The 24,241-nt window shown below is 66.8% G+C and carries 23 protein-coding genes and 2 tRNA genes; 9 read left to right on the top strand and 16 right to left on the bottom strand.

The annotated features are described in order from the left end of the window. Positions 1-11: 11 nt before the first annotated feature. The 14 genes from DL990_RS03285 to dnaA form a co-directional block, all read right to left on the bottom strand. A complete protein-coding gene (locus tag DL990_RS03285; protein ID WP_125781568.1) occupies positions 12-1,046 on the bottom strand; it encodes a hypothetical protein in 1,035 nt (344 codons plus the stop codon). 4 nt (positions 1,047-1,050) lie between these two features. After that, positions 1,051-1,452: a hypothetical protein gene (locus DL990_RS03280; RefSeq protein ID WP_125781566.1), complete on the bottom strand. Its 402-nt coding sequence runs from the start codon at positions 1,450-1,452 to the stop codon at positions 1,051-1,053. Between the two features lie 66 nt (positions 1,453-1,518). Next, positions 1,519-1,959 carry a hypothetical protein gene (locus DL990_RS03275; protein ID WP_125781564.1) on the bottom strand — a complete coding sequence of 147 codons (441 nt, stop codon included), beginning with the start codon at positions 1,957-1,959 and terminating at the stop codon, positions 1,519-1,521. A gap of 76 nt (positions 1,960-2,035) precedes the next feature. Beyond that, a tRNA-Ala gene (locus DL990_RS03270) sits at positions 2,036-2,108 on the bottom strand. A gap of 37 nt (positions 2,109-2,145) precedes the next feature. Beyond that, positions 2,146-2,334: a DLW-39 family protein gene (locus tag DL990_RS03265; protein ID WP_016330468.1), complete on the bottom strand. Its 189-nt coding sequence runs from the start codon at positions 2,332-2,334 to the stop codon at positions 2,146-2,148. A 164-nt stretch (positions 2,335-2,498) separates the two neighbouring features. Continuing rightward, a tRNA-Ile gene (locus DL990_RS03260) sits at positions 2,499-2,572 on the bottom strand. 47 nt (positions 2,573-2,619) lie between these two features. Further along, complete coding sequence (locus DL990_RS03255; protein WP_125781562.1) at positions 2,620-3,306, bottom strand: DUF3566 domain-containing protein; 687 nt, start codon at positions 3,304-3,306, stop codon at positions 2,620-2,622. Positions 3,307-3,342: 36 nt separating this feature from the next. Further along, a complete protein-coding gene (gene gyrA, locus DL990_RS03250) occupies positions 3,343-5,868 on the bottom strand; it encodes a DNA gyrase subunit A (RefSeq protein ID WP_125781560.1) in 2,526 nt (841 codons plus the stop codon). A 51-nt stretch (positions 5,869-5,919) separates the two neighbouring features. Beyond that, positions 5,920-7,887 carry a DNA topoisomerase (ATP-hydrolyzing) subunit B gene (gene gyrB, locus DL990_RS03245; protein WP_125781558.1) on the bottom strand — a complete coding sequence of 656 codons (1,968 nt, stop codon included), beginning with the start codon at positions 7,885-7,887 and terminating at the stop codon, positions 5,920-5,922. A gap of 218 nt (positions 7,888-8,105) precedes the next feature. Next, complete coding sequence (locus tag DL990_RS03240) at positions 8,106-8,696, bottom strand: DUF721 domain-containing protein (protein WP_370305635.1); 591 nt, start codon at positions 8,694-8,696, stop codon at positions 8,106-8,108. 175 nt (positions 8,697-8,871) lie between these two features. After that, positions 8,872-10,026: a DNA replication/repair protein RecF gene (gene recF, locus DL990_RS03235; RefSeq protein WP_125781556.1), complete on the bottom strand. Its 1,155-nt coding sequence runs from the start codon at positions 10,024-10,026 to the stop codon at positions 8,872-8,874. 8 nt (positions 10,027-10,034) lie between these two features. Then, complete coding sequence (gene gnd / locus DL990_RS03230; RefSeq protein ID WP_125781554.1) at positions 10,035-10,925, bottom strand: phosphogluconate dehydrogenase (NAD(+)-dependent, decarboxylating); 891 nt, start codon at positions 10,923-10,925, stop codon at positions 10,035-10,037. A gap of 37 nt (positions 10,926-10,962) precedes the next feature. Next, positions 10,963-12,096 carry a DNA polymerase III subunit beta gene (gene dnaN, locus DL990_RS03225; protein WP_125781552.1) on the bottom strand — a complete coding sequence of 378 codons (1,134 nt, stop codon included), beginning with the start codon at positions 12,094-12,096 and terminating at the stop codon, positions 10,963-10,965. A 1,109-nt stretch (positions 12,097-13,205) separates the two neighbouring features. Further along, complete coding sequence (gene dnaA / locus DL990_RS03220; RefSeq protein WP_125781550.1) at positions 13,206-14,840, bottom strand: chromosomal replication initiator protein DnaA; 1,635 nt, start codon at positions 14,838-14,840, stop codon at positions 13,206-13,208. A gap of 603 nt (positions 14,841-15,443) precedes the next feature. Between dnaA and rpmH the strand changes: the two genes are divergently transcribed. The 9 genes from rpmH (at position 15,444) to DL990_RS03175 (ending at position 21,708) form a co-directional block, all read left to right on the top strand. Further along, positions 15,444-15,587, top strand: a complete 144-nt coding sequence (gene rpmH, locus DL990_RS03215) for a 50S ribosomal protein L34 (RefSeq protein ID WP_005154511.1) — start codon at positions 15,444-15,446, stop codon at positions 15,585-15,587. 23 nt (positions 15,588-15,610) lie between these two features. Next, positions 15,611-16,021 carry a ribonuclease P protein component gene (gene rnpA, locus DL990_RS03210; RefSeq protein ID WP_125797827.1) on the top strand — a complete coding sequence of 137 codons (411 nt, stop codon included), beginning with the start codon at positions 15,611-15,613 and terminating at the stop codon, positions 16,019-16,021. A gap of 4 nt (positions 16,022-16,025) precedes the next feature. Next, positions 16,026-16,331, top strand: a complete 306-nt coding sequence (gene yidD, locus DL990_RS03205) for a membrane protein insertion efficiency factor YidD (RefSeq protein ID WP_034321908.1) — start codon at positions 16,026-16,028, stop codon at positions 16,329-16,331. 4 nt (positions 16,332-16,335) lie between these two features. Continuing rightward, on the top strand, positions 16,336-17,439 hold the full coding sequence (gene yidC / locus DL990_RS03200) for a membrane protein insertase YidC (protein WP_125781546.1): 1,104 nt from the start codon (positions 16,336-16,338) through the stop codon (positions 17,437-17,439). Positions 17,440-17,469: 30 nt separating this feature from the next. After that, positions 17,470-18,042, top strand: coding sequence for a R3H domain-containing nucleic acid-binding protein (locus DL990_RS03195; RefSeq protein WP_199746194.1), 573 nt, complete (start codon positions 17,470-17,472; stop codon positions 18,040-18,042). 211 nt (positions 18,043-18,253) lie between these two features. Beyond that, entirely contained in the window at positions 18,254-18,934 is a 681-nt protein-coding gene (gene rsmG, locus DL990_RS03190; protein WP_125797825.1) for a 16S rRNA (guanine(527)-N(7))-methyltransferase RsmG, read from the top strand. A gap of 64 nt (positions 18,935-18,998) precedes the next feature. After that, positions 18,999-19,928, top strand: a complete 930-nt coding sequence (locus DL990_RS03185) for a ParA family protein (protein ID WP_125781540.1) — start codon at positions 18,999-19,001, stop codon at positions 19,926-19,928. Continuing rightward, a complete protein-coding gene (locus tag DL990_RS03180; protein WP_125781538.1) occupies positions 19,925-20,941 on the top strand; it encodes a ParB/RepB/Spo0J family partition protein in 1,017 nt (338 codons plus the stop codon). Before DL990_RS03185 ends, DL990_RS03180 begins: the two co-directional genes overlap by 4 nt. A gap of 347 nt (positions 20,942-21,288) precedes the next feature. Then, positions 21,289-21,708: a hypothetical protein gene (locus tag DL990_RS03175; protein WP_233620370.1), complete on the top strand. Its 420-nt coding sequence runs from the start codon at positions 21,289-21,291 to the stop codon at positions 21,706-21,708. A 48-nt stretch (positions 21,709-21,756) separates the two neighbouring features. On the opposite strand, the gene DL990_RS03170 is transcribed toward DL990_RS03175, so the two are convergent. Together DL990_RS03170 and DL990_RS03165 are read right to left on the bottom strand one after the other, a co-directional pair. Further along, the gene (locus DL990_RS03170) at positions 21,757-22,707 is read right to left on the bottom strand and encodes a D-alanine--D-alanine ligase (RefSeq protein ID WP_125781536.1); all 951 of its coding nucleotides are present in this window, start codon (positions 22,705-22,707) and stop codon (positions 21,757-21,759) included. Between the two features lie 35 nt (positions 22,708-22,742). Beyond that, positions 22,743-24,062: a PLP-dependent aminotransferase family protein gene (locus DL990_RS03165; RefSeq protein ID WP_125790686.1), complete on the bottom strand. Its 1,320-nt coding sequence runs from the start codon at positions 24,060-24,062 to the stop codon at positions 22,743-22,745. Positions 24,063-24,241: the final 179 nt, after the last annotated feature.

The raw sequence follows: 24,241 nt of genomic DNA, 5'->3' as shown, positions 1-24,241 counted from the left end.
CCACCCGTCCGCTATTCGAGTGGGGACAGTTCCCGTGGCGGTTCCTGGATCTTGCCGTCGTTCGAGATGTCGACGTTCTGGTCCCGGACCCGCTTTTCCGTTCCCTTGTCGGTGTTCTCCGTTTCGAAGTTGCCGGGATCGAAGGTCTCGCCAGGACTGACGTCCGGCGGCTCGGGAATGATCGGCAGGTTGTTGATCTCGGTGTGGATCTTCGAGACCAGCGACTCGGCCGCGCGGAACATGCTTTCCCTGATGTTGACCACACCGTCGTGGAAGCTGTTGTAGATCATTTCGGGGCTGTCCCCGACGATGTCGGCCTGCACGGTGGCCGCCGTGGCGAGCCCGGCCCCGGCCGCGGCGCCGGCGACCTGCACCCCGTTCGCGGTGGTGAAGAACGCCGCCGCGGTGAGGCCACCGGCCGGTGGCACGGCCGCCACGAGCAGAGCGGTGACAGCGGCGGCGAAGGTCGCGGCCAGCGCCTTCTGCAAGGCCGATTCGTCCTGCCGTTCCTGGTCGTCCCGGTACTTTTCCGCGGCGGTCAGGAAGGAAGCGGCGAGATTGCTCAGGTCGGCCCGGGCGGTCGCGATGGCGTCCCGCGCGGCCACGATGTCGGCTTCCAGCACGGTGAGTTTGGTGCCCACGCGGGCATAGGTGTTCACGAGACCCTGGATGTAGCTCTTGGCGGTCTCGGCGCCTTCACCACGCCACTTGAGAAGCAGGACCAAAGACCGGTCGAGCGGCGCTTTCGTGTCCTGGAAAGCGTTCCAGAGACCTTCGTAGGCCTCGATCATGGTCTGCAGGCTGTTCTCGCCGACAAGCTCCGCCTCGGAGAACTCGAGGAAGAAGTCGCGGACCTGTTCCTTTCGCCCGCCGCTCATGTCCACGTCGCTGCCGAACGTCCAGTCAAAGAAAAGGAGGTCCACCGCCGCGAATGCCTTTTCGGCGCCCGCTGTGAGGTCGTGGGAGATTCCCTCGAGAAGCTCGGTGTTCTTGTCATCACCTTCGGCGGTGGTCTCCGCGTCCAGTGCGTTGAAGTACCCGTCCACGCCGCTACCCCTGTTCCCCGTACGCCGCGCGGTTCACTCGCTGCTTGTTGTCCTCATCGACGGATTCGTACAGTTCGGCGACCTTCGCCAGTGCCCGGGAGGCGTCCTGCGTGCTGCCGTGCAACCGCGCGAGCATCTTCTCGACGGCCTGACGGTGTTCCTCGTACGCCGCCGAAACCCCACGCATGCCCAGGGATTTCCCGAACGCGGTGTCCGGCGCGAAAAGGCCGGGGAGAAGGCCACCCGTGACGGGGTCGGGAGCGGGCACGTCCTGCCCGCCCACACCGGTATGGGCGGTACTGACTATGTCGGCGGCCTTCTGCAGTTCCTTGCTCGACAACCTGAGATCGTCGAGGTCGGTTTCGAAACTGACCATGTTCACCTCGCTGTCCGGATTCCACCCCATGTAAGCAGCGTTGACTTGGCTGAGCGCGAGACTTTGTCATCCGCGTGCGGTGACGAACGTCACCGCTCAGACGCAGACGTGGCAGTAGAGGCGATCGCCCCTGGTGGTGGCGGTGCGGGCGAGTTCCGCGAGGCCGGTCAGCACGTCGGCCAGCTCGGCAGGGTCGGCCTGGCCACCGAACTCGTCGGTTCGTGACCAGGGCTCGGCGACCTCGCGCAGGCGCGCCTCGTCGGCGTCGGACAGCGCGGCGGCCAGCTCGTCGGTCAGCGCGACGACCAGAAGCGCGCCGCCGTCGGCCATGGCGACGGGGCCGAGATCGCGTTCGATGATGGTCTCGTAGCCGACACCGGTGAGGAGGGACTCCAGCGTGCCCAGCTGCACGAACGGATCCACACCTTTGAGCGCGACGGTCGGGAAGGAAGCCTCGGCCGGGCCGCCGACGAGGTCGATCGTGGTGGCCGCGGTTTCGTTGTCCGACGCGGCGAAGTAGTGGAAGAGCACACCCATGCGCGCATTCTTACAGGGAGCTACGGCCCGGAAACGAAAAGGCCACCCGCGGTGCGGGTGGCTTCGTGGACCAGAGTGGAGCTGAGGGGAATCGAACCCCTGACCCCTGCCTTGCAAAGGCAGTGCTCTACCAATTGAGCTACAGCCCCGGGTCGCAGGCGATCATGATAACCGCCTGCGCCGAAATCAGTTGTTGCGGGACGCGTCCGCCGCCTTGGCCGGGGCGCTTCCGTTCGTGGAAGCGGTGCCCAGCGGACGCTCGGTGGGCGCGGTCGCCTCACGCCAGAGGTCGGCCTCGGCCTTGGCTGCCTTGTTGCGCTTGATCACGAACAGCACGCCGCCCGCGATGACCGCGAGTGCCAACAGCTTCTTCATCAGAAGCCCCCTCTTTCCGCCGAGTTGCTCCGCTTCCCCACCGATGCTACTGCACGCGGTTCTCCGGACGCCTGGTGCCCGACGTTCCACGTGGAACCACCGAGCCTGCCGGAAATCCGCAGCAAAAAAGCCGACTCGCGATGATCGCGAACCGGCTTTCGGAGTGGGCCCACCAGGACTTGAACCTGGGACCTCTTCGTTATCAGCGAAGCGCTCTAACCGCCTGAGCTATGGGCCCGAACGAGGAGAAGATTACAGGACGCCTTTCGGCGTCCTGCAACCGGGTCACTCTCGTTCGGAAAGGGTCACTTCCAGGCCTCCGGCAAGGTCTGCGGAGACGTTGTAGATGAACGCGCTGACGGTGGCGAGCGCCGAGATCAGCACGATGTTGATGGCGCCGAGGATGGCCGCGATCCCGAAAACGCGGCCGGCGCTGATCAACGGGTCGGCCGGCGCGTCGGCCCCTTCGCCGCCGACGAGCGACGAGTAGGTCCCGTTGAGTTTGTCCCAGACACCCATGCCGTCGAGCACGGTGTACAGGACGCCGACGGCGACGAGCCACACGAAGAACAGCGCGACGCCGAGGACGAGGGACAGTTTCAGCACCGACCAGGGGTCGAAGCGTTTGATCTGCAGGCTGGCGCGACGCGGTCCGCGGCCGGGGCGGCGGAGCGCGGTGGGCGCGGCACGGGTGCGGGAGGCCGACGGGATGGCGGAGGGGGCGGGTTCGCCCTCTCCGCTGTCGCCGAAGAGCCTCTTCGCTGCTGTGCCGCTTACCCCGTGATAGTCGGTCACGGTTGTCGCGTCCCGCTTCGGGTCCGAGTGGGCCACGTCGTCGGTGGCGACCGAAGACACCGAGACCGTCTGCTCACTGGCGCCTTCGGCCTCCCCGGCACCGCTGTCGCGCTGCCAAGGCGGGCTCGACGACCCCGCCTGCGCGCCGCCTGCTTCGGGCTTCTCGGATGGTGTCACGAGGTGTCAGTCCTTACCCAGTACGTGGGGCGTCGTCTACTCCTGCTCCGACGCCGGGGTTTCTTCTCCTTCAGTACTACCTGCAGTGGCGACGTCCGAGGGCTCGTCCGCGTTGCGTGCGACCGCGAGAAGAGTGGTTCCTTCGTCGAGATTCATCAGCCGCACTCCCTTCGTCTGCCTGCCTGCCTTGCGCACCTGTCCGGCCGAAGTCCGGATCACCCCGCCGCTGGAGGTGATCGCGTAGAGCTCGTCTTCGGCGTCGACGATGACCGCGCCCACCAGCCTGCCACGTTTCTGGTCGTACTGAATGGTGAGCACACCCTTGCCGCCGCGGCCCTGGACCGGGTAGTCCTCGGTCGGCGTGCGCTTGGCATAGCCGCCCGCGGTGGCGACGAGGAGGAACCGGTCGGGCTGGACGACGTTGATGCCGAGCAGTTCGTCGCCGTCGTTGAACCGCATGCCCAGCACACCGGACGTCGCGCGGCCCATCGGGCGCAGGGCTTCGTCGGTGGCGTGGAAGCGGATCGACTGGCCTTCCGCGGACACGAGGAGCAGGTCGTCCTCGGCGGCCGCGAGGACCGCGCCGACCAGTTCGTCGCCTTCGCGCAGGTTGACGGCGATGAGGCCGCCGGCGCGGTTGGAGTCGAAGTCGGTGAGCTTGGTCTTCTTCACCAGGCCGCGACGGGTCGCGAGCACCAGGTACGGGGCGACCTCGTAGTTCGGGATCTCGATGACCTGGGCGATCTTCTCGTCCGGCTGGAACGCGAGCAGGTTCGCGACGTGCTGGCCGCGCGCGTTGCGGTTGGCCTCCGGCAGGTCGTAGGCCTTGGCGCGGTAGACGCGGCCCTTGTTCGTGAAGAACAGGATCCAGTCGTGCGTCGAGCAGACGAAGAAGTGCTGGACGATGTCGTCCTGTTTGAGGGTCGCGCCCTGGACGCCCTTGCCGCCGCGTTTCTGCGATCGGTACAGATCGGTTTTCGTTCGCTTGGCGTAACCCGTGCGGGTGATCGTGACGACGACGTCCTCGACCGCGATGAGGTCTTCGACCGAGACCTCGCCGTCGAACGGGATGATCTTGGTGCGCCGGTCGTCGCCGTACTTGTCGACGATCTCCTGCAGTTCCTCGGCGATGATCGCGCGCTGCCGCTCGGGCTTCTCGAGGATGTCCTTGAGGTCGGCGATCTCGAGTTCGATCTCGGCGAGGGTGTCGATGATCCGCTGCCGCTCCAGTGCGGCGAGGCGGCGGAGCTGCATGTCGAGGATCGCGGTCGCTTGGATCTCGTCGACGTCGAGCAGGCTCATCAGCGCTGGCCTGGCCTCTTCGGCCGAGGGCGACCGCCGGATGAGGGCGATGACCTCGTCGAGCATGTCCAGCGCCTTGACCAGACCGCGCAGGATGTGGGCGCGCTCTTCGGCCTTCCGCAGCCGGAAGCGGGTCCGGCGGACGATGACCTCGATCTGGTGCTTCACGTAGTGCCGGATCATCTGGTCGAGACGCAGCGTGCGGGGCACGCCGTCGACCAGTGCCAGCATGTTGACACCGAAGTTCTGCTGCAGCTGGGTGTGCTTGTACAGGTTGTTCAGCACGACCTTCGCGACCGCGTCGCGTTTGATCGTGACGACGATCCGCATCCCGCTGCGGCTGTTGGACTCGTCGGCGATGTCGGAGATGCCGGTGAGCTTGCCGTCGCGGACCAGGTTCGCGATGTTCTCCACCAGGTTGTCCGGGTTGACCTGGTACGGCAGCTCGGACACGACCAGGATCGTGCGGCCCTTGGCGTCCTCTTCGACCTCGACGACCGCGCGCATGCGCACGGAGCCGCGGCCGGTGCGGTACGCGTCCTCGATGCCGGAGTTGCCGAGGATCATCGCCTTGGTCGGGAAGTCCGGGCCCTTGATCCGGACCAGCAGCGCGGCGAGCAGTTCGTCGTCGCTCGCCTCGAAGTTCTCCAGCGCCCATTTGACGCCGTCGGCGACCTCGCGCAGGTTGTGCGGCGGGATGTTCGTCGCCATCCCGACCGCGATCCCGGAACCGCCGTTGACCAGCAGGTTCGGGAACCGCGACGGCAGGACGTCGGGCTCCTGGGTGCGGCCGTCGTAGTTGTCGGAGAAGTCGACGGTGTCTTCTTCGATGTCCTGCAGCATGTGCATCGCGAGATGCGCCAGCCGGGACTCGGTGTACCGCATGGCGGCGGCGGGGTCGTTGCCAGGGGAACCGAAGTTGCCCTGGCCGTCGATCAGCGGGTACCGCAGCGCCCACGGCTGGGCGAGCCGCACCAGCGCGTCGTAGATCGCGGAGTCACCGTGCGGGTGGTAGTTGCCCATCACGTCGCCGACGACGCGGGAGCATTTGTTGTACCCGCGGTCGGGGCGGAAGCCGGAGTCGAACATCGAGTACAGCACGCGGCGGTGCACCGGCTTGAGGCCGTCCCGCACGTCCGGCAGCGCCCGCGACACGATGACGCTCATCGCGTAGTCGATGTAGGAGCGCTGCATCTCCTGCTGGATGTCGACCGGTTCGATCCGGTCGTGGTCCGGAGCAGGCGGCAAGGTTTCCGTCATGAGGTCCTTCTCGTGAGAGCAGTCCTAAGGGGACAAAGAATCGGGACGTGACTACACGTCGAGGAAACGCACGTCCTTGGCGTTACGCGTGATGAAGGAGCGGCGCGCTTCGACGTCTTCGCCCATCAGTACGGAGAACAGGTCGTCGGCCTGCGCGGCGTCGTCCAGGGTGACCTGGCCGAGCAGCCGGTGCGCCGGGTCCATCGTGGTCTCCCACAGCTCTTCGGCGTTCATCTCGCCGAGACCCTTGTAGCGCTGGATCGCGTCGTCCTTGGGGAGGCGCTTGCCCGCCTCGACACCGGCCTGGATGACGGCGTCGCGTTCCCGGTCGGAGTACGCGTACTCCGGATCGGCACGCGGCCACTTGATCTTGTACAGCGGCGGGCGCGAGAGGAACACGTGCCCGTGCTCGATCAGCGGGGGCATGAACCGGAACAGGAAGGTGAGCAGCAGCGTGGTGATGTGCTGGCCGTCGACGTCGGCGTCGGCCATCAGCACGACCTTGTGGTAGCGCAGCTTCTCGAGATCGAACTCTTCGTGGATACCTGTGCCGAGCGCGGTGATCAGCGACTGGACCTCGGTGTTCTTGAGGACGCGGTCGATGCGGGCCTTCTCGACGTTGATGATCTTGCCCCGGATCGGCAGGATCGCCTGGTACATCGAGTCGCGGCCTTCCTTGGCCGAGCCACCGGCCGAGTCACCCTCGACGATGTAGAGCTCGCATTCCGACGGGTTGGTCGACCGGCAGTCCTTGAGCTTGCCGGGCAGCCCGCCGATCTCCAGCGCGCCCTTGCGGCGGACCAGGTCGCGCGCCTTGCGGGCGGCCATCCGCGCCTGCGACGAAGAGATCGACTTGTTGATGATCGTCTTCGCCTCGGTGGGATTGCGCTCGAACCAGTCGGCCAGCCACTCGTTCGACGTCTGCTGCACGAACGTCTTCGCCTCGCTGTTGCCCAGCTTGGTCTTGGTCTGGCCCTCGAACTGCGGTTCGGACAGCTTGATCGAGACGATCGCGGCGAGACCCTCGCGCACGTCGTCACCGGTCAGGTTGGCGTCCTTCTCCTTGAGCAGCTTCTTTTCGCGCGCGTACGCGTTGACGACGCGGGTGAGCGCGGCGCGGAAGCCCTCTTCGTGCGTCCCGCCCTCGTGCGTGTTGATCGTGTTGGCGAACGTGTACACCGACGGCGTGAAGCCGTTGTTCCACTGCATGGCGACCTCGACCTCGAGGCCGACGCCCTTGGCCTCGAAGGAGATCACGCTGGCGTGGATCGGGTCCTTGCTGCCGTTGATGTGCTTGACGAAGTCCTCGAGACCGCCCGGGTAGCAGTAGGTCTTTTCCTTGACCCGCGCCGCTTGGCCGGAGGCGTCCTCTTCGGTCTCTTCGTCGGCGACGCGCTCGTCGCGCAGCGAAAGGGTCAGGCCCTTGTTGAGGAACGCCATCTCCTGAAGACGCCGGGAGATCGTCTCGAAGTTGTACGTCGTGGTCTCGAAGATGTCGTCGTCGGCCCAGAAGGTGATCGTCGTTCCGGTCTCGTCGGCCGGACCGAGATCCTGCAGCTCACCGGGAAGCTGGTTCGTGTACTCCTGGCGCCAGCTGCGGCCGCCGTACTTGACCTCGGCGAGCAGTGTCTTCGACAGCGCGTTCACCACGGAGACGCCGACGCCGTGCAAGCCACCGGAGACCGCGTAGGAGTCGCTGTCGAACTTGCCGCCCGCGTGGAGCACGGTGAGCACGACCTCGAGGGTCGGCTTCATCTCCTTGGGGTGCATGTCGACCGGGATACCGCGGCCGTCGTCGACGACCCGCACCCCGCCGTCGGCAAGCAGGGTAACCTCGACCTTGGTCGCGTGACCTGCCATCGCCTCGTCGACGGAGTTGTCGACCACCTCTTGAACGAGGTGGTGGAGGCCGCGTTCACCGGTGGAACCGATGTACATACCGGGACGCTTGCGGACGGCTTCGAGGCCTTCGAGCACCGTGATCGACGACGCGTTGTACTCGCTCTTGTTCTCGGTCACAGGTGTTGATTCTCCTCGTCTCGCCCGAGCGGACGCTCGCTCATCTCCAGTGTACTTGGCCGTGCCCGCTGGCATGCGGCAAGGACACCCCTGATTTGCTCACAGGCGCGCTAATTCGTTCGAAACAGAGTCTTGACGTTCGCGAAGCACCCTGAGCGCGTTCTCGGCGCTTTAATGGGCGCTGTCGATGGCATAGACGCGGCGAAGCGCAACTCGGATCAGCCGTACGTGTCACGCGGACCACGTCCCGGGACGTGCCGCGGCCCTTTCCGCCAGCTCGGCGCCGTCGGCCCTTGGATCCGCATCCTCTTCACCACACCGTGCCCGACGCCTTTCGCGATCTTCGCCAGCAGCTGCCCCTGCAACAGGCGCAGCTGCGTCGCCCACGCCGTCGAACTCGCGCGGACGGTCAGCTCGCCGTCCTTCAAGGCGACCGGCTGGGCGTGTTCGGCGACCTCTTCACCCACAAGGCGTGCCCAGCTGCCGAAGACCTGACCGTTGGCGAGCCGCGTGTTCCAGCCGCGGTCGACCGCGATCCGGGAGGCGAGCCTGCCGAGCGGTTGCGGGTCGCGGGCGTCGGCACCCGGCCCTGACCAGCGACGACGTCGCGAGCTCTGGCCGGACGAACCGGCTCCCCCACCGGTGATACGGCCGCGGCGCACGCCTGGTTCAACTCCGCGGGCCTTCGCCTTGGCCTTCGCGGCGTCCAGGGCGGCGAGAGCGAGGTCACGACCGGTAGTCGGCTCCTTGCCTTCGGTATCGGTTGCGCCGTTCGATACCGAAGGCCGCTCACTCTTCGTGTCGAACAAAGCTCCCTCACTCGGGTTACCACCCGAGTGAGGGGTGTCAAGCCGCTTATCAGGCCCCTTGGTCACGCGGGGCGATAACGCGTTCACGGTGTTATCCACACTGTCCACAGGTTTGTCCCCAGATCGGTGGGCAACTGCTGTGGCGCCGATCACTCGGGGTGTCCGCTCCACCGGATCACCCTCGGTTGATCTCACCATCCGCCACGAGGAACCGATGTCCGGCCAGTTCGGCGGGCACGTCCTCGTCCACGGCGGCGGTCACCAGCACCTGCTCGGCGCCTGCCGCCACCTCCGCCAGCCGGGCCCGGCGACGCCGGTCCAGCTCGGCGAACACATCATCCAGGAGAAGTACCGGTTCCCCGGCCTCGCCACGCAGAAGCTCGTAGCTTCCCAGACGCAAGGCGAGGGCGAACGACCAGGACTCCCCATGGCTCGCGTAGCCCTTCGCCGGCGCTTCGCCGAGGATGAGATCGAGCTCGTCCCGATGCGGGCCGACCATGCTCACCCCGCGCTCCAGCTCCAGGTTCCGGGACCGTTTCAACGCCTCGACCAGCACATCCTTGAGGACCGCCTCGTCGGCGCGAGCACCGTCCGGAACGCCGTAGCCCGCTGGCATCGCTTCGCCGACGCTCGACTTGTACGCGATCTTCGCCGGTCTCGAGTCGGGCGCGACCCCCATGTACGCGGCGGCCGTGTACGGCGCGAGATCCGCGATCAGGTTGAGCCGGGCGGCCAGCAACGCGGCCCCCGCCACCGCCAGGTGGTCGTCCCAGACGTCGAGCGTCGACAACGCGTACGGGTCTTCGCGCCCGGTCCGACGCTTGCCCGCCGTCTTGAGAAGGGCGTTCCGCTGCTTCAGCACCTTCTCGTAGTCGGCGCGGACCCCGGCGTACCGCGGCGCGCGCAGCACGAGGAGTTCGTCCATGAAACGTCTGCGCTCTCCGGGATCCCCGCGCACGAGTGCCAGGTCCTCCGGCGAGAACAGCACCGTGCGCAGGATCCCGAGCACGTCACGGGGCTTGCCGACCGCACCGCGGTTGACCCGCGCGCGGTTCGCCTTGCCTGGCGTGATCTCCAGCTCGACCGTCAGTTCGCGGTCCTCGTTGACCACCGCGACCCTGATCAGCGCGCGTTCGCACCCGTGCCGCACCAGCGGCGCGTCGGTCGCGACGCGATGCGAGCCCAGGGTCGCGATGTAGCCGATCGCCTCGAGGAGGTTCGTCTTGCCGCGGCCGTTCTGTCCGACGAGGACGGTCGGGCCGGGTTCGAGCGCGAGATCGGCTTGTGGCCAGGACCGGAAGTCGGTGACCTGGAGATGTCTTAGGTACAACCCACTACCTAGTCGCCGGCCTTCTTGACCGAGTGCCCGCCGAACTGGTTGCGCAGCGCGGCGACGGCCCGCATGGCGGCGGAGTCCTCCTGGCGCGAGGCGAACCGGGCGAACAGCGCGGCCGAGATGACCGGCGCCGGGACAGCGTTGTTGATCGCCTCTTCGAGGGTCCACCGTCCTTCGCCGGAGTCCTCGACGTAGCCCTCGAGGTCGTCCAGCTCCGGGTCCTCGTCGAGTGCGCGGACGAGCAGGTCGAGCAGCCACGAGCGGACGACGGTCCCCCGCTGCCAGCCCTTGATCACCGCGGGCACGTTCTCGACGACCTTCGCGGCTTCGAGCAACTCGAAGCCTTCGGCGAAGGCCTGCATCATGCCGTACTCGATGCCGTTGTGGATCATCTTCGCGTAGTGACCCGAGCCGACGGCGCCGGCGTGCGAGAAGCCCTCGTCACGCGGGCCTTCGGGGCGAAGCGCGTCGAAGATCGGCATGGCCTTCTCGACGTCCGAAGCCACGCCGCCGACCATCAGGCCGTAGCCGTTGTCCTTGCCCCACACGCCACCGGAAACCCCGCAGTCGAGGTAGCCGATCTTCTTCGTCGCGAGCAGGTCCGCGTTGATCCTGTCGTCGGTGTACTTCGAGTTGCCGCCGTCGATCACGAGGTCGCCCTCGGACAGCAGGTTGCCGAGCTCCGCGACGGTCTGCCGGGTGGGTTCACCGGCGGGCACCATGATCCAGACGATCCGAGGACCGTCCAATTTGGACACCATGTCCTCGAGTGAGGTGGAGTCGGTGACGTCGGGGTTGCGGTCGTAGCCGACCACCTCGTGACCGGCCGCGCGCAGCCGCTCACGCATGTTGAACCCCATCTTGCCGAGGCCGATGAGTCCCAGCTGAGCCATGAAGATCCCCTTTGGTGCGAACAGAAGTGGCGGCCGGTCAGCCCGGAAGGCGAACCGGCATCAGGAGGTACAGGTAGCCGGGGACGACGTTGCCCTCCTCGTCGGCGGGCTTGATCAGCGCCGGCCGGTTCGGGGTGGTGAACGTCAGTTCCGCCCGGTTCGCGTTCAGCGCACCGAGCCCGTCGACGAGGTAACCCGGGTTGAACGCGATGGTCACCGGCTCACCCTCGTAGTCGACCTGAAGCTCTTCTTCGGCCGAACCCTCGTCGTCGCCGCCGGCGGAGAGCCGCAGCGAGCCGTCCTTGAACTCCAGCCGCACCTGGGTGCCACGTTCGGCGACCAGCGAAACACGCTTGATCGACTCGGCGAGCGCCGAGACCTCGAGGACCGCGCGCGACGTGTGCTGCGCCGGCAGCAGCTGCCGGTACGGCGGGAACTCCGCGTCGAGGAGGCGGGTCGTGGTGTAGCGGCCGGAGCCGGAGAGGCCGAGGAGACCCTCGCCGCTGGCGAGCGCGAGCCGGATCTTGGCACCGCTGGCGCCGAGCGTCTTCGCGGCTTCGGCGAGCGTGCGCGCCGGGACGAGCACGGCGGCGTCGGACAGGCCCTCGGCGGGCTCCCAGGTGAACTCGCGCATCGCGAGCCGGAAGCGGTCGGTGGCGACCAGGGTCAGCGAGGAGCCCGAAATCTCCAGCCGCATACCGGTCAGCATCGGGAGGGTGTCGTCCTTGCCCGCCGCGACGACGACCTGGGTGACGGCCTGGCCGAAGGCGTCGCCGGTGAGCTCGCCGGCGAAAGCGGGCTGGGACGGGAGTTGCGGGTAGTCCTCGACCGGCATGGTCGGCAGGGAGAAGCGCGCGGAGCCGCAGGTGATGGTCGCGCGGGCGCCGTCGACGGAGATCTCGACCGGCTGCGCGGGCAGCGACTTGGTGATGTCGGCCAGCAGACGGCCGGAGACCAGCAGACGGCCGCCGTCGGCGATCGTGGCCGGGACGCCGACCGTGGCGGAGACCTCGTAGTCGAATCCGGAGACGGTGAGTGCGTCACTCGTCCCGTCGGATCCCGCATCGAGCAGGACACCGCCCAGAACCGGGACCGGAGGCCGCGACGGGAGGCTTCTCGCCACCCACGCGACGGCGTCGGCCAGCCCGTCACGCTCGACGCGGATCTTCATGCGCGCTTCCTTTCGACAGCCGAGCCCCTGACGGCTCGAAAGCTCAACGGGTCACCGCGGCCGGAGAGCGCGATGGCCAGGTGCCTCGCAGGTTCGTTCGGTCCGAGCGAGGACGCGAACGCACGTCGACACGCAGACCAGGTGCAGGGACCCACGTTAGGCCGTCCCCGGGGTCCACGTCACCTCGGCCTCCCCTTGCTTTTGTCGACAAGACGACACTGCTGAGCAGCTGTCCCCAGATTCGTCCTTCGCCTGTTTTTGTTTTGTTCTCTTCTAGAGAAGAACTAAGAACAGCAGTAGTAATAGGCGTTGTGGATTGTGTGGACAAGCCTCGTTCGCGCAGGTCCGGATGCCTGCAGGGCTGTGGACTCCGGGTGTGTACGGACGGTGGACAGCTCGGGCCGTCGGTGGATGGTTTCGAGCGGCGCTCGATCTGTCCACAGTCATCCACAGTTTTCCCCATAGTTATCCCCAGTTGTGAGCCGGTTTGTACCCAGGCTTGTGGACCTGGTTCGTGACCGGAATCGCTCGGGAGAGTGACTCGGGCAGCACCGTTCACCCTTGTGCACAAGATGTGGGCAACCTGGGGACAGCGTGTGGATCATGGTGTGGAAATGCTGTGGATTCCCTGTGAGTGCGATGTGGACGGAAACCCGATCGCCGCAGCTCTCCGACCCACCGGAGTTGTGCACAAGCTACCCACACCCTGTGGATTCCCTTTGTACACAAGGAAAACGCGAAGCACGCTCAAGCCCCCTTCGCCGCCTTCGCGCCCTTCGCTCCTTCTTCTCCTCCACCCGCGCTTCGGGCCTATGTGGACACGAAAAAGGGCTCCCACCAGACGGTGAGAGCCCCAAACCCCTTGTGTGCTAAGGACTTACGAGCAGCGAAGTCCCGGTGACGCCTGCTTGGCGACTCCAGTGTCTCCCCAAGGGCGCCCAGCGCCCGACGGAGACTTCACCGTCGGGCGCCCTCCCTTGGGCCGAAGGCCCACGTAAACGTGATGAAGGGGCGCCTCTCCGCCCAACCTGAGTTGGAAGCGGAACGACGCCCCTTCGGCACGTTTACGTCAGCGCTCGACAGAGAACACAGTCAGCGCTCGACAGAAACTACTGCCGCGCTCGTTGTTTGATCCTCGAAGTCAGTTCCTGGACCTGGTCGTAGATGCGCCGTCGTTCGGCCATTTCCTTGCGGATCTTCTTGTCCGCGTGCATGACGGTCGTGTGGTCGCGGCCGCCGAAGGTCTGTCCGATCTTCGGCAGGGACATGTCGGTGAGTTCGCGGCAGAGGTACATGGCGATCTGGCGTGCGGTCGCGAGTGCCTTCGTCTTGCCGGGGCCGCACAGGTCGTCGAGGGTCACGTCGAAGAACTCGGACGTGACGCCCATGATGGTGGGCGCGGTGATCTCGGGCGCGTGCGAATCCGGGATGAGGTCGCGGAGCACGATCTCGGCGAGCGCCACGTCGACGGGCTGTTGGTTCAGCGACGCGAAGGCGGTGACGCGGATGAGCGCGCCTTCGAGTTCCCGGATGTTCGCCTCGACGCGTGAAGCGATGAACTCCAGGACTTCGCCGGGGACGGCGAGCCGGTCCTGTGCCGCCTTCTTGCGGAGGATCGCGATCCGCGTTTCGAGTTCCGGCGGCTGGATGTCGGTGATGAGGCCCCACTCGAACCGCGTGCGCAGCCGGTCTTCCAGCGTTTCGAGGCGCTTCGGCGGGCGGTCGGAGGAGACGACGATCTGCTTGTTCGCGTTGTGGAGGGTGTTGAAGGTGTGGAAGAACTCTTCCTGCGTACCTTCTTTGCCTTCCAGGAACTGGATGTCGTCGACGAGCAGGATGTCTATGTCGCGGTAGCGGCGCTGGAAGGCGACCTTGCGGTCGTCGCGCAGCGAGTTGATGAAGTCGTTGGTGAACTCTTCGGTCGACACGTACCGCACGCGCATGCCGGGGAACAGCCGCTGCGCGTAGTGCCCGACGGCGTGCAGCAGGTGGGTCTTCCCGAGTCCGGATTCTCCCCAGATGAACAGCGGGTTGTACGCGCGGGCCGGTGCTTCGGCGACGGCGACCGCGGCCGCGTGCGCGAAGCGGTTCGACGCGCCGATGACGAACGTGTCGAACGTGTACTTCTCGTTGAGCTTCGTCTTCGACGTCTGTGGCTGCGCCGGCGCGGTGTAGGGCTGGCCCGCGATCGGCTGTCCGGAGAACGTCGGCCAGATCTCGGTCACGGCGGCGAGGGCCTCGCCCTCTTCGTCGACTTCTTCATCGCTGTCGTCGCCATCGTTGAGGCTGTTGTCCACGGGCTGCTGCCTCGGGGGCCTCGGTTTCGGAGGCTCGGGCCGTGGCCTGTTCGGGGACAGCATGCCGTCACCGTCGGGCAGCGGAGGAGTACCCGGCACCGGTCCGGAACCGTTTTCCACCCGGCCGGGTGACGTCGGTTCATAGCGGGGGCCGGGCGAGGGCGGCGGCGGAGGCATCGAGGGCTCGGTGCTGTCGACCTTCACCGCGAGGGAGACCGCGCGGCCGAGCCGGCGCGAAAGGGCTTCGGTGATCGCGCCGCGAAGGGCGCGTTCGATCGCTTCTTTGGCGAAGTCGCTGGGAGCGGCGAGGAGCGCGGTGCCGTCGAGCAGGCCGATCGGCCTGGTCACCCGCATCCAGGCGCGCTGCTGCGGGGAGAGGGTGCCGTCCGACAGTTCGCGTACGACCTGTTCCCAGATGACGCCAAGATTGTGCTGGTGATCGGACACCTGCCTGACTCCCCTCCCCTCATCGGTGCGCTGCGGCGAGATCGCTCAGCGGCCCGAAACGCCGGGTCGAGCGTCATCCTGGCCCGATCGGCTCATGCGCACAGCAAATATCCACATGGTTGTCCACAGCTGTGCACTAATGTACGGCGGCCCGCGGTGACGTCACCTGCGGGCTCGACGTATGCCGACGGGATGCCTCCACATCCCCAAGGACACCCGGGCGCCTGCACCGTTCCACCTCGGCGAAAACCCGGGAGGGGCACGCTAACAAGCCCCGCTCGTTGCCACAAGGCATCCTCGCGCGCAAGCATTTCACGGTGTACGGCGTGTTGCCATTCGATGCCCTCGCGTCGTCGGTGATCACTCTCCACGTACTGTCGCGGTCCGTGGTCGAGGGGGTGCCTGCCGGGCCCCGGCGGTGGGTGCGTACCCTCGTAAGGTCTCCCGTATACAGCGGGGGCGTTTCGCGTGCCCACGTTGTCGTCGCTCGACGTGACGAGGCCACACGTTGGTAGGAGACACCAGAGACTGCCGTGCGTCAGCACGACACGCCAGGAACGGGTCGAACCGTTCCCGGCGGCCGAGAAACAGGAGAAGTTAGTCGTGAGCAAGGGTAAGCGCACCTTCCAGCCGAACAACCGCCGACGCGCCCGGGTCCACGGATTCCGGCTGCGGATGCGGACCCGCGCCGGCCGGGCCATCCTGGCGGCTCGCCGTCGCAAGGGCCGCGGCGCGCTGTCCGCCTGATCCGGCCGCCGTCGAGGGACGTCGTGCTGCCGGCCGCCGCGAGGTTGCGGCGCAGTGAGGATTTCCGTGCCGTGATGCGGCGTGGGGCCAAGGCAGGCAGGCGCCGCCTCGTCGTCCATGCGTTGACCACGGACCCGCCCGATGTCGCCGAAGCGGCGCGGGCGGGTTTTGTGGTGAGCAAGGCCGTGGGGAATTCGGTGGTCCGCCACCGGGTCACCCGCCGATTGAGGCATCTTGTTTCCGCCAGGCTCGGAACACTGCCGCCGGGCAGCTCGTTGGTGATACGGGCACTACCTCCGGCCGCGGACGCGTCCAGCGCGGAACTCGGCTCGGACCTCGACGCGTCGTTGAGGCGCCTCGGGCTCTCCGGTCATTCCGCCGTCACCGGGAAGTCCGATCAGGCGCGACCCCCCGACAACGGATCAGCGGTGTAACGGCATGCGAGCCACCGAGAACGAGACCACCGAAGACGCCCGGCCCGGCCCGGTGGCATGGGTGCTGCTCCTGCCCATCAAGCTGTACCGCAAGGCGATCTCCCCCTTCTTTCCTCCGGCGTGCCGGTTCTACCCGAGCTGTAGCGCGTACGCCGTCGAGGCACTGACCCGGCACGGCGCCGGCCGCGGCAGCTATCTCGCGGTCCGGCGTCTGCTGCGCTGTGGCCCGTGGACCATGCCCGGCCGCGACCCGGTACCCGAGACGTTCTCGTGGCGCCACCGCCGACCTGAAACACCGATCGAGGAGTAGCTCAGTGCTCGACTTCATCTACTACCCCGTGTCCTTCATCTTGTGGTGTTGGCACAAGGTCTTCGGGCTCGTGTTCGGTGAGGCGAACGCGATTTCCTGGGTCCTCGCGATCATCTTCTTGACGGTCACCGTCCGCGGCATCATGTTCAAGCCGTTCGTGAACCAGGTCCGGTCGATGAAGAAGATGCAGGACTTCGCGCCGGAAATGAAGAAGATCCAGAAGAAGTACTCCAACGACCGGCAGCGCCAGGCGATGGAGATGCAGAAGCTCCAGAAGGAGCACGGCGTCAACCCGCTGGGCAGCTGCCTGCCGATGCTGCTTCAGATCCCGGTCTTCATCGGTCTGAACCACGTCCTGCGGATGTTCACCATCAACCCGTACGGCGGGCCGAAGACCGAGAACTACTTCTTCGACCAGGCCGGCGTCGAGTCCTACGTCCACGCGAAGCTGTTCGGCGTGAACCTCGGCGACGCCATCTACACCGGCGTCGACATGGTCAGCGGGGGCAACACGGCCGCCGGGTTCCACTGGGGCGTCGCGCCGGTCGCGATCCCGCTGATGATCATCGCGAGTATCGCGACGCACCTCACCGCGCGTCACTCGGTCCAGCGCCAGAACCCGGAGTCGGCCACCCCGCAGACCGCGATGATGAACAAGCTGACGATGTACGTCTTCCCGATCGGTGTCCTCGTCTTCGGTGCGCTGTTCCCGATCGGTCTGCTCATCTACTGGCTCGCCAACAACGGCTGGACCCTGATGCAGCAGCGCCTCGTCTACACGAAGATCGACAAGGAAGAAGAGGCCCGCAAGGAAGCCGAGAAGGAGAAGCGCGCGAACCTCGGCCCGAAGCCCGGCCAGAAGCCGACCGCGCCGCGCCCCGGCCAGAAGCCGGTCCAGCAGAAGAGGAACAAGCAGTCCTCCGGTGGTCAGGTGAAGAAGGCGGGCTCGCCCCACGGCTTCGCCCAGACCGATCCCTCCACCACGGAGAAGAAGGACGCCAAGAACGCATCAGCCGAGCCGTCCACCAACGGCTCGAAGGAGAACGGCGCGGACGCGACCGAGCTCATCTCTGACTCGACTAAGAAATCGGGCCGGAAGCGTCGCTGACGCCGATCCGGGCCGGAGAGGAGACCAATAATGGCGGAGACGATCGACACGATCGACGCCGAGGAGAACAGCGCGGCCGAGGTCGAGACTGGTGAGGTCGAAGACACGGCTGCAGAGACCGCTCGCAAGGGAGGTGTCGACGACGACGTCCTCGTGAAGGAGGGCGACATCGCCGGCGACTACCTCGAGCGGCTGCTCGATCTTTTGGACTACGACGGCGACATCGACCTCGATGTCGAAGCGGGCCGCGCGATCGTCAGCATCGACGGCGGCGAGGATCTGGAGAAGCTCGTCGGGCCGCGCGGCACCGTGCTGGAGTCGCTGCAGGAGCTGACGCGGCTGGCGGTGCAGCAGGAGACCGGTTCGCGGAGCCGACTGATGCTGGACATCGCGGGCTGGCGCGCGGACCGTCGCGAGGAGCTCCGCGAGCTCGGTCGCTCGACCGCCGAGACCGTGGTCTCCTCCGGCGAGCGTGTCCGGTTGCAGCCGATGAGCCCGTTCGAGCGGAAGGTCGTGCACGACGCGGTCGCCGCGGTCGACGGGGTCAAGAGCGAGAGCGAAGGAGAGGACCCGAAGCGCCGGGTCGTCATCTTCCCCGCCTGACGGTTACTCGAACGAAGCGGCTCGCCGGTCATCCGGCGGGCCGCTTTCTTTGTGTCCGGGGTGAATTACAGCCGTGGCGTTTCACGTGAAACGGGCGAGACGGGTGGAGTTGTCCACAACTTCGGACTGTCTCCCCGTTTTGCGGTCGGCGTCATGGACAATCAGTGGAGCGCGTTTCACGTGAAACGGCGTCGAGGGTTGAGGAGCAAGAGTGGGCTTGGACGGGGTCGCCGCAGCGGTTCGGAGTGCGGCGTCGGAAGTATTCGGAGACCGCCTCGAGCAAGCCGTCGGCTACGTCGAACTCTTGGAGCGGCATGGCGTGGAGCGCGGACTGATCGGGCCTCGCGAGGTCGACCGGCTGTGGGAGCGCCACGTCCTCAACTCCGCCGTCATCGGCGAACGCATCCCCGACGGCGCCCGCGTGGTCGACGTCGGCTCGGGCGCGGGGCTTCCGGGTGTACCGCTCGCGATCAGTCGACCGGACCTCGATATCGTTCTGCTCGAACCGATGGCCCGCCGGGTCGACTGGCTGGCCGAGGTTGCCGAGAAGCTGGAACTCCCCATCACCGTTGTCCGCGGGCGCGCGGAGGAGCGGCAGGTACGTGAGGAGCTCGGTGGCGCCGATGTCGTCACCGCCCGGGCGGTCGCTCCGTTGGCCCGGCTCGCGAACTGGTGCCTCCCGCTCGTGCGTTCCGAAGGTGCTCTGGTCGCCCTCAAAGGAGCGAGCGCTGGAGAAGAAATCGAACGCGATCGCGTCGCCGTCCGGAAGGCCGGCGGCGGCGAGCCGGAAGTCTTCGAGTGCGGTACCAAGGTGCTCGAGGTTCCGAGCACGGTCGTCGTGATTCACCGTCTGCCTCCGAAGCAGTCCCGATCGCGCGGCAGGCGCAGCTAACCCGGTTCCACGTGAAACAACGCGGAACGACTCCCACGTCTAATACAGAGGAGGCTCGAGACCGGTGACTCCCCCGCCGTCCGACCCTGCGAGCGCCGGCCAGGAACTCGGCTGGACGCCCATCGCCGAAGAAGCCGTCCGCGCCGCCAGCGTGCTGCACCCTAAGGAGGGTGCGCTCCCCCGGCCGACTCGTCGGCGAGTGCTGACGGTCGCCAACCAGAAGGGCGGCGTCGGCAAGACGACCAGCACGGTGAACCTCGCCGCCGCCCTCGCCGTCCACGGGCTCAAGACGCTCGTGATCGACCTCGACCCCCAGGGCAACGCGAGCACCGCGCTCGACATCGACCACCGGTCCGGCACCCCCTCGATCTATGAGGTGCTGATCGGCGAGGTGTCGCTCGCCGAGGCGGCGGCGCAGAGCGAGCAGTCGTCGAATCTCTACTGCGTGCCCGCGACCATCGACCTCGCCGGTGCCGAGATCGAACTCGTCTCCATGGCGTCCCGCGAGATGCGGCTCAAGGAGGCGCTCTCGTCCGAGATCCTCGACGAGATCGGCGTCGACTACGTCTTCATCGACTGCCCGCCGTCGCTCGGTCTGCTGACCGTCAACGCGATGGTCGCCGCGCAGGAGGTGCTGATCCCGATCCAGTGCGAGTACTACGCGCTCGAAGGTCTGGGGCAGCTGCTGAGCAACATCGAGCTCGTCCAAGCACACCTGAACCGCGAACTCAGCGTCTCCACGATCTTGCTCACCATGTACGACGGCCGGACGAAGCTGGCCGATCAGGTGACGAACGAGGTCCGGAACCACTTCGGGGACACTGTTCTGAAGACGGTCATCCCCCGCAGCGTGAAGGTGTCCGAGGCGCCCGGCTACGGGCAGACCGTCCTCGCGTACGACCCGGGTTCCCGTGGCGCCATGAGCTACGTGGACGCGGCGAAGGAGATCGCACAACGGGGTGCGGAGATGAAGGAAAGGAGCGGTACGGCATGAGCGAGCGCAGAGGAGGGCTCGGGCGCGGGCTCGCCGCCCTGATCCCCACCGGTCCGCCACCGGGCTCTGCGGCCCCCGTCGAGAACGGCTCCGCCACGGTTCCCGTTCCCGCGGTCAAGCCCGCGGGGCCGGACGACAAGGGCTGGTTCGCGGCCAACGGTGAGGCCGGTTCGCACGGCGGCACCGTCGCCGGCGCGGTCTACCGCGAGGTCCCGGTCAGCCAGATCAAGCCGAACCCGAAGCAGCCGCGGCAGGTCTTCGACGAAGACGCGCTCAGCGAGCTGGAGCACTCGATCCGCGCGTTCGGGCTCATGCAGCCCATCGTGGTCCGGGAGCTCGGCACCGACGAGTACGAACTCGTCATGGGCGAGCGGCGGCTCCGCGCGTCTCAGCTGGCGGAGCTGGAGGCGATCCCGGCGATCGTCCGCCAGACCGCCGACGAGGCGATGCTGCGTGACGCGCTGCTTGAGAACATCCACCGCGTTCAGCTCAACCCGCTCGAAGAGGCGGCCGCGTATCAGCAGCTGCTCGACGAGTTCGCGGTCACGCACGAGGAGCTGGCAAGCCGGATCGGGCGCAGCCGCCCGGTCATCACGAACACGATCCGCTTGCTCAAACTCCCCCTCGCGGTCCAGCGACGGGTCGCCGCCGGGGTGCTTTCGGCGGGTCACGCGCGGGCGCTGCTCTCCCTCGAGGACGCGGAGAGTCAGGAAGAGCTGGCCGCGCGGATCATCGCGGAGGGCATGTCGGTCCGTGCGACCGAGGAAGCCGTCACGCTCAAAAAGAGCGAGAAGCCGGCCAAGCCGAAGCCCGCTCCTCGCAAGCCGATCCAGGCGCCCGGACTCCAGGAACTGGCGAACCGGCTTTCGGACCGGTTCGACACTCGCGTGAAGGTCGACTTGGGACGCCGCAAGGGGCGGATCACGCTCGAATTCGGCTCGGTTGACGATCTTGAACGCATCGTGGCGCTCATGGATCAAAATCAGGCAAATCAGACATCCGAAACCGATTAGGGATCACCCCGGGTCGTTTTGTCACGGTGACGATAGCTGTGTGCTGACGATTCGGTGACGCTGAGTGCTTGAACTGGGGGCAAGTATGAAGGCGCTCTTCGACGGTCGTCGGTCGCCGAGACCGAACTGTTCGCACGGCGAGGTCTGCCGTTCGACCCCGGCGGCGGCGCCGTGATCGCGGACGAGTTGCTGAGGTCGGTGACCGAGGTCGTCACCGCGAGCAACTCGCCCCGAGCCCTGTTGGACGCCGCTCTCCTTCGCGGCGGACTTTCGGCGATGTTTCCCGTGAAACTGGCCGCCGATGAGGCGGCCGCGCCAAAGCCCGATCCGGAGATGTACTTGACCGCGTGCCCGCCGGGACGCTGGCGTTCGAGGACTCGATGACCGGCTTGCCCTTCGTCCGCTTCCAGAGTCCGGTCCGCAATGAGCGAGGAACCTTCACCGGGGTCTTCGGTCTCGTCAACGGTCTCGCCCGGGCCGGGCGCCTCACGGTCGAGCAGGAAGCCTTTCGCCGGGCGAGCAACGATTGGTTCGACACGAACTTCACCAACCCGGCGCACGTCGACCCGAGCGTCTACGACGTGGACGTGAACCCCGGGGCCGCGGCGTGGTTCAAAGCGACCGCTCGTGTCTTCATCGAGCGGGTCGACGGCTACCTGTCGATCCTGGAGACGCACGAGGTGCCATGCGAGGCCGTCTGGTCGGCGAACCCTGGTCGGGTCGTCTACGAAGATGAGCACCAGGTCGTCGCCGTAGCCTGGAAATGAAAAAGGGGACTCGCCCGCACCGGGCAAGTCCCCTTCGTCGAACCAGACTCAGCTCTTGCGCGCGATCGCTCGTCCGACGAGGCCGGCGAAGACCGATCCGAGGGTGGCACCGGCCGCCTCGATCGCGACCGGAACGATCGAAGTCTCGGTCAGGCCCGGCGACAGGTTCACCGCGAGGAAATAGACCGTGCCGTCTTCGGCGACCACGGCGTCGGTGCGTGAGATGTCGCGAAGCCCGAGTTGCCGGTGCACGGCGACGGCCAGTTCGCCGACCGCCTTGGCGGCGTCGTCGGGTATCCGTGCGGGAGTGAAGAAATCGGTCAGCCCTGCGGTATAGCGGGCGGTGTAGTCGTACACGCCGCTCTCCGGGACGATCTCGACCGCGGGCAGTGCCTCGGGACCCTCTTCGCCTTCGATGACCGTCACGGCGACCTCGACGCCGGATACGAACTTCTCGGCGAGGACGGTGTCGCCGTACGCGAAGCAGCCGACCATCGCCCCTGGCATTTCCGCGGCGTCCTTGACGACCTGGGCGCCCAGCGCCGAGCCGCCCTGGTCGGGCTTGAGGATCAGGGGCAAGCCCAAGGTTTCGACCATCGCGTCCAGTACGGCTTGCGCGCCGAGTTCGCGGAAGGTGCTGTGCGGCAACACGACCCAGTCCGGCGTGGTGAAGCCCGCGTCGGCGACGAGCGCCTTGGCCGTCGGCTTGTCCCACGCGCGGCGGCAGCCCTGCGAACTGGTGCCGACATAAGGCACGTCGAGCATCTCCAGCACCGTCTGCACCGCGCCGTTCTCCCCTTCACCTCCGTGAAGGGCGACGATGGCCGCATCGGGGCGCTGGGTGCGGAGACGTTCGAGCAGGCCCGCGTCGGTGTCCCACTCTTCGACGATGAGACCTTCCGACCGCAGCGCGACCGAGAGCCGGCGCCCGGAGCGGAGAGAGACATCGCGTTCGTGGGAAAGTCCGCCTGCGAGTACGGCAACGGTGCGGTCGACCACCGAGGACTCCTTTGTGCTTGGGGACGTCCGGCCGATCAGACCGTGTCCGGAGAGGGGTTCTGCGGCCCCGAGATCGAACGGGGGCTCGCGTTACCGAAGGTACGCGCCAAGTCCATTTCGGACTCGAGCACCGCCGCGAGCCGCCGGACGCCTTCGCGGATCCGCTCGGGTGTCGGGTAGCAGTAGGAAAGACGAAGTTGTCTGCTGCCGAATCCGTCGGCGTAGAAACCGGTTCCGGAGGCGTACGCGACCCGGGCCGTGACGGCTCGCGGCAGCATCGCCTTCGTGTCCACGCCTTCCGGGACGGTCATCCAGACATAGAAACCGCCGTCGGGTTTGGTCCAGCTGCACCCGGCGGGCATGTGCTGATCGAGCGCGGACAGGATCGCGTCCCGGCGCTCCCGGTAGTTCTCGCGGAAGGTCTTGATCTGACCCATCCAGTCATGAGTCGAGAGGTATCGCGACACGATCAACTGGTTAAGCGTGGGCGGGCAAAGGGTCGCGGACTCGGCCGCGAGCACGAGTTTCTCCCGGACGGCGTGCGGTGCGAGCACCCAGCCGACCCGCAGACCGGAGGCGAAGGTCTTCGAGAACGAGCCCAGGTACACGACGTTGTCGGGGTCGATCGAGCGGAGCGCCGGATACGTCTGCCCGCTGAAGCCGAGCAGACCGTACGGGTTGTCTTCGACGATGAGGATATCGTTCTCACGGCAGATCTCCACGATTTCCGCACGTCGCTCGACGGCCAGCGTGACGCCGCCGGGGTTGTGGAAGTTGGGGATCGTGTAGAGGAACTTGACCCGGCGGCCCGCTTTCCGGGTCTCCGCGAGCGCGGCACGCAGCCCCTCGGGGACCAGGCCGTGGTCGTCCATGGCGACGTGGACGACGTTCGCCTGGTAGGCGGCGAAAGAGCCGAGCGCGCCGACGTATGAGGGGCCCTCGGCGATGATGACGTCACCCGGGTCGCAGAACAGCCGGGTGACCATGTCGAGCCCCATCTGGGAGCCGACCGTCACGACGACGTCGTCCGGATGGGCCTTGATGCCTTCGAGGGCCATGATCTCGCAGATCTGCTCGCGCAGCGACGGGACGCCGTGCGCGGACCCGTACTGGAGCGCGACCAGGCCCTCTTCGGCGATCAGTTCGCCGACCTGCCCGGACAACGTGTCCAGCGGGAGTGCAGCGAGGTTCGGCATCCCACCGGCGAGCGACACCACCTCGGGGCGACTGGCGACCGCGAACAAGGCCCTGATCTCGGAGGCAGTCATCCCGGCCGTACGCGCGGCGTAGCGGTCGAGATGAGGGTCGAGGTTGTGTCGGCCGGGCTCCGGCCGGACAGGGCGATTCTCGGTCATCAGGCGCTTCACCCGTGCTTCGAAGTGGACATAGTCGCTACCGACTGGTAGTTCCATCGAGTGTAACCACCCTCCCTTGAGGGGCCCTGGCCTTCCGGTGTTCATCACATCGGCCTATCCTCGGTCAGGTCCCCTTCAGTGAGTCCTGCTCGGGACAGGGCTGCGTCGGGTGTCGTCGT

Source organism: Amycolatopsis sp. WAC 01416 (assembly GCF_003947485.1).
In the GTDB taxonomy this organism is placed as follows: Bacteria; Actinomycetota; Actinomycetes; order Mycobacteriales; family Pseudonocardiaceae; genus Amycolatopsis.
The sequence above is the reverse complement of the archived record's forward strand: the minus strand, read 5'-3'. Positions and strand labels throughout refer to the sequence as shown.

Excerpts from the sequence above, each read along its gene's own strand:
- DL990_RS03280 (WP_125781566.1), bottom strand. The coding sequence starts at position 1,452 with ATGGGGTGGAATCCGGACAGCGAGGTGAACATGGTCAGTTTCGAAACC.
- DL990_RS03275 (WP_125781564.1), bottom strand. The coding sequence starts at position 1,959 with ATGGGTGTGCTCTTCCACTACTTCGCCGCGTCGGACAACGAAACCGCG.
- DL990_RS03265 (WP_016330468.1), bottom strand. The coding sequence starts at position 2,334 with ATGAAGAAGCTGTTGGCACTCGCGGTCATCGCGGGCGGCGTGCTGTTC.
- gyrA (WP_125781560.1), bottom strand. The coding sequence starts at position 5,868 with ATGACGGAAACCTTGCCGCCTGCTCCGGACCACGACCGGATCGAACCG.
- gnd (WP_125781554.1), bottom strand. The coding sequence starts at position 10,925 with ATGGCTCAGCTGGGACTCATCGGCCTCGGCAAGATGGGGTTCAACATG.
- dnaN (WP_125781552.1), bottom strand. The coding sequence starts at position 12,096 with ATGAAGATCCGCGTCGAGCGTGACGGGCTGGCCGACGCCGTCGCGTGG.
- yidD (WP_034321908.1), top strand. The coding sequence starts at position 16,026 with ATGCGAGCCACCGAGAACGAGACCACCGAAGACGCCCGGCCCGGCCCG.
- DL990_RS03195 (WP_199746194.1), top strand. The coding sequence starts at position 17,470 with ATGGCGGAGACGATCGACACGATCGACGCCGAGGAGAACAGCGCGGCC.
- DL990_RS03180 (WP_125781538.1), top strand. The coding sequence starts at position 19,925 with ATGAGCGAGCGCAGAGGAGGGCTCGGGCGCGGGCTCGCCGCCCTGATC.
- DL990_RS03165 (WP_125790686.1), bottom strand. The coding sequence starts at position 24,062 with ATGACCGAGAATCGCCCTGTCCGGCCGGAGCCCGGCCGACACAACCTC.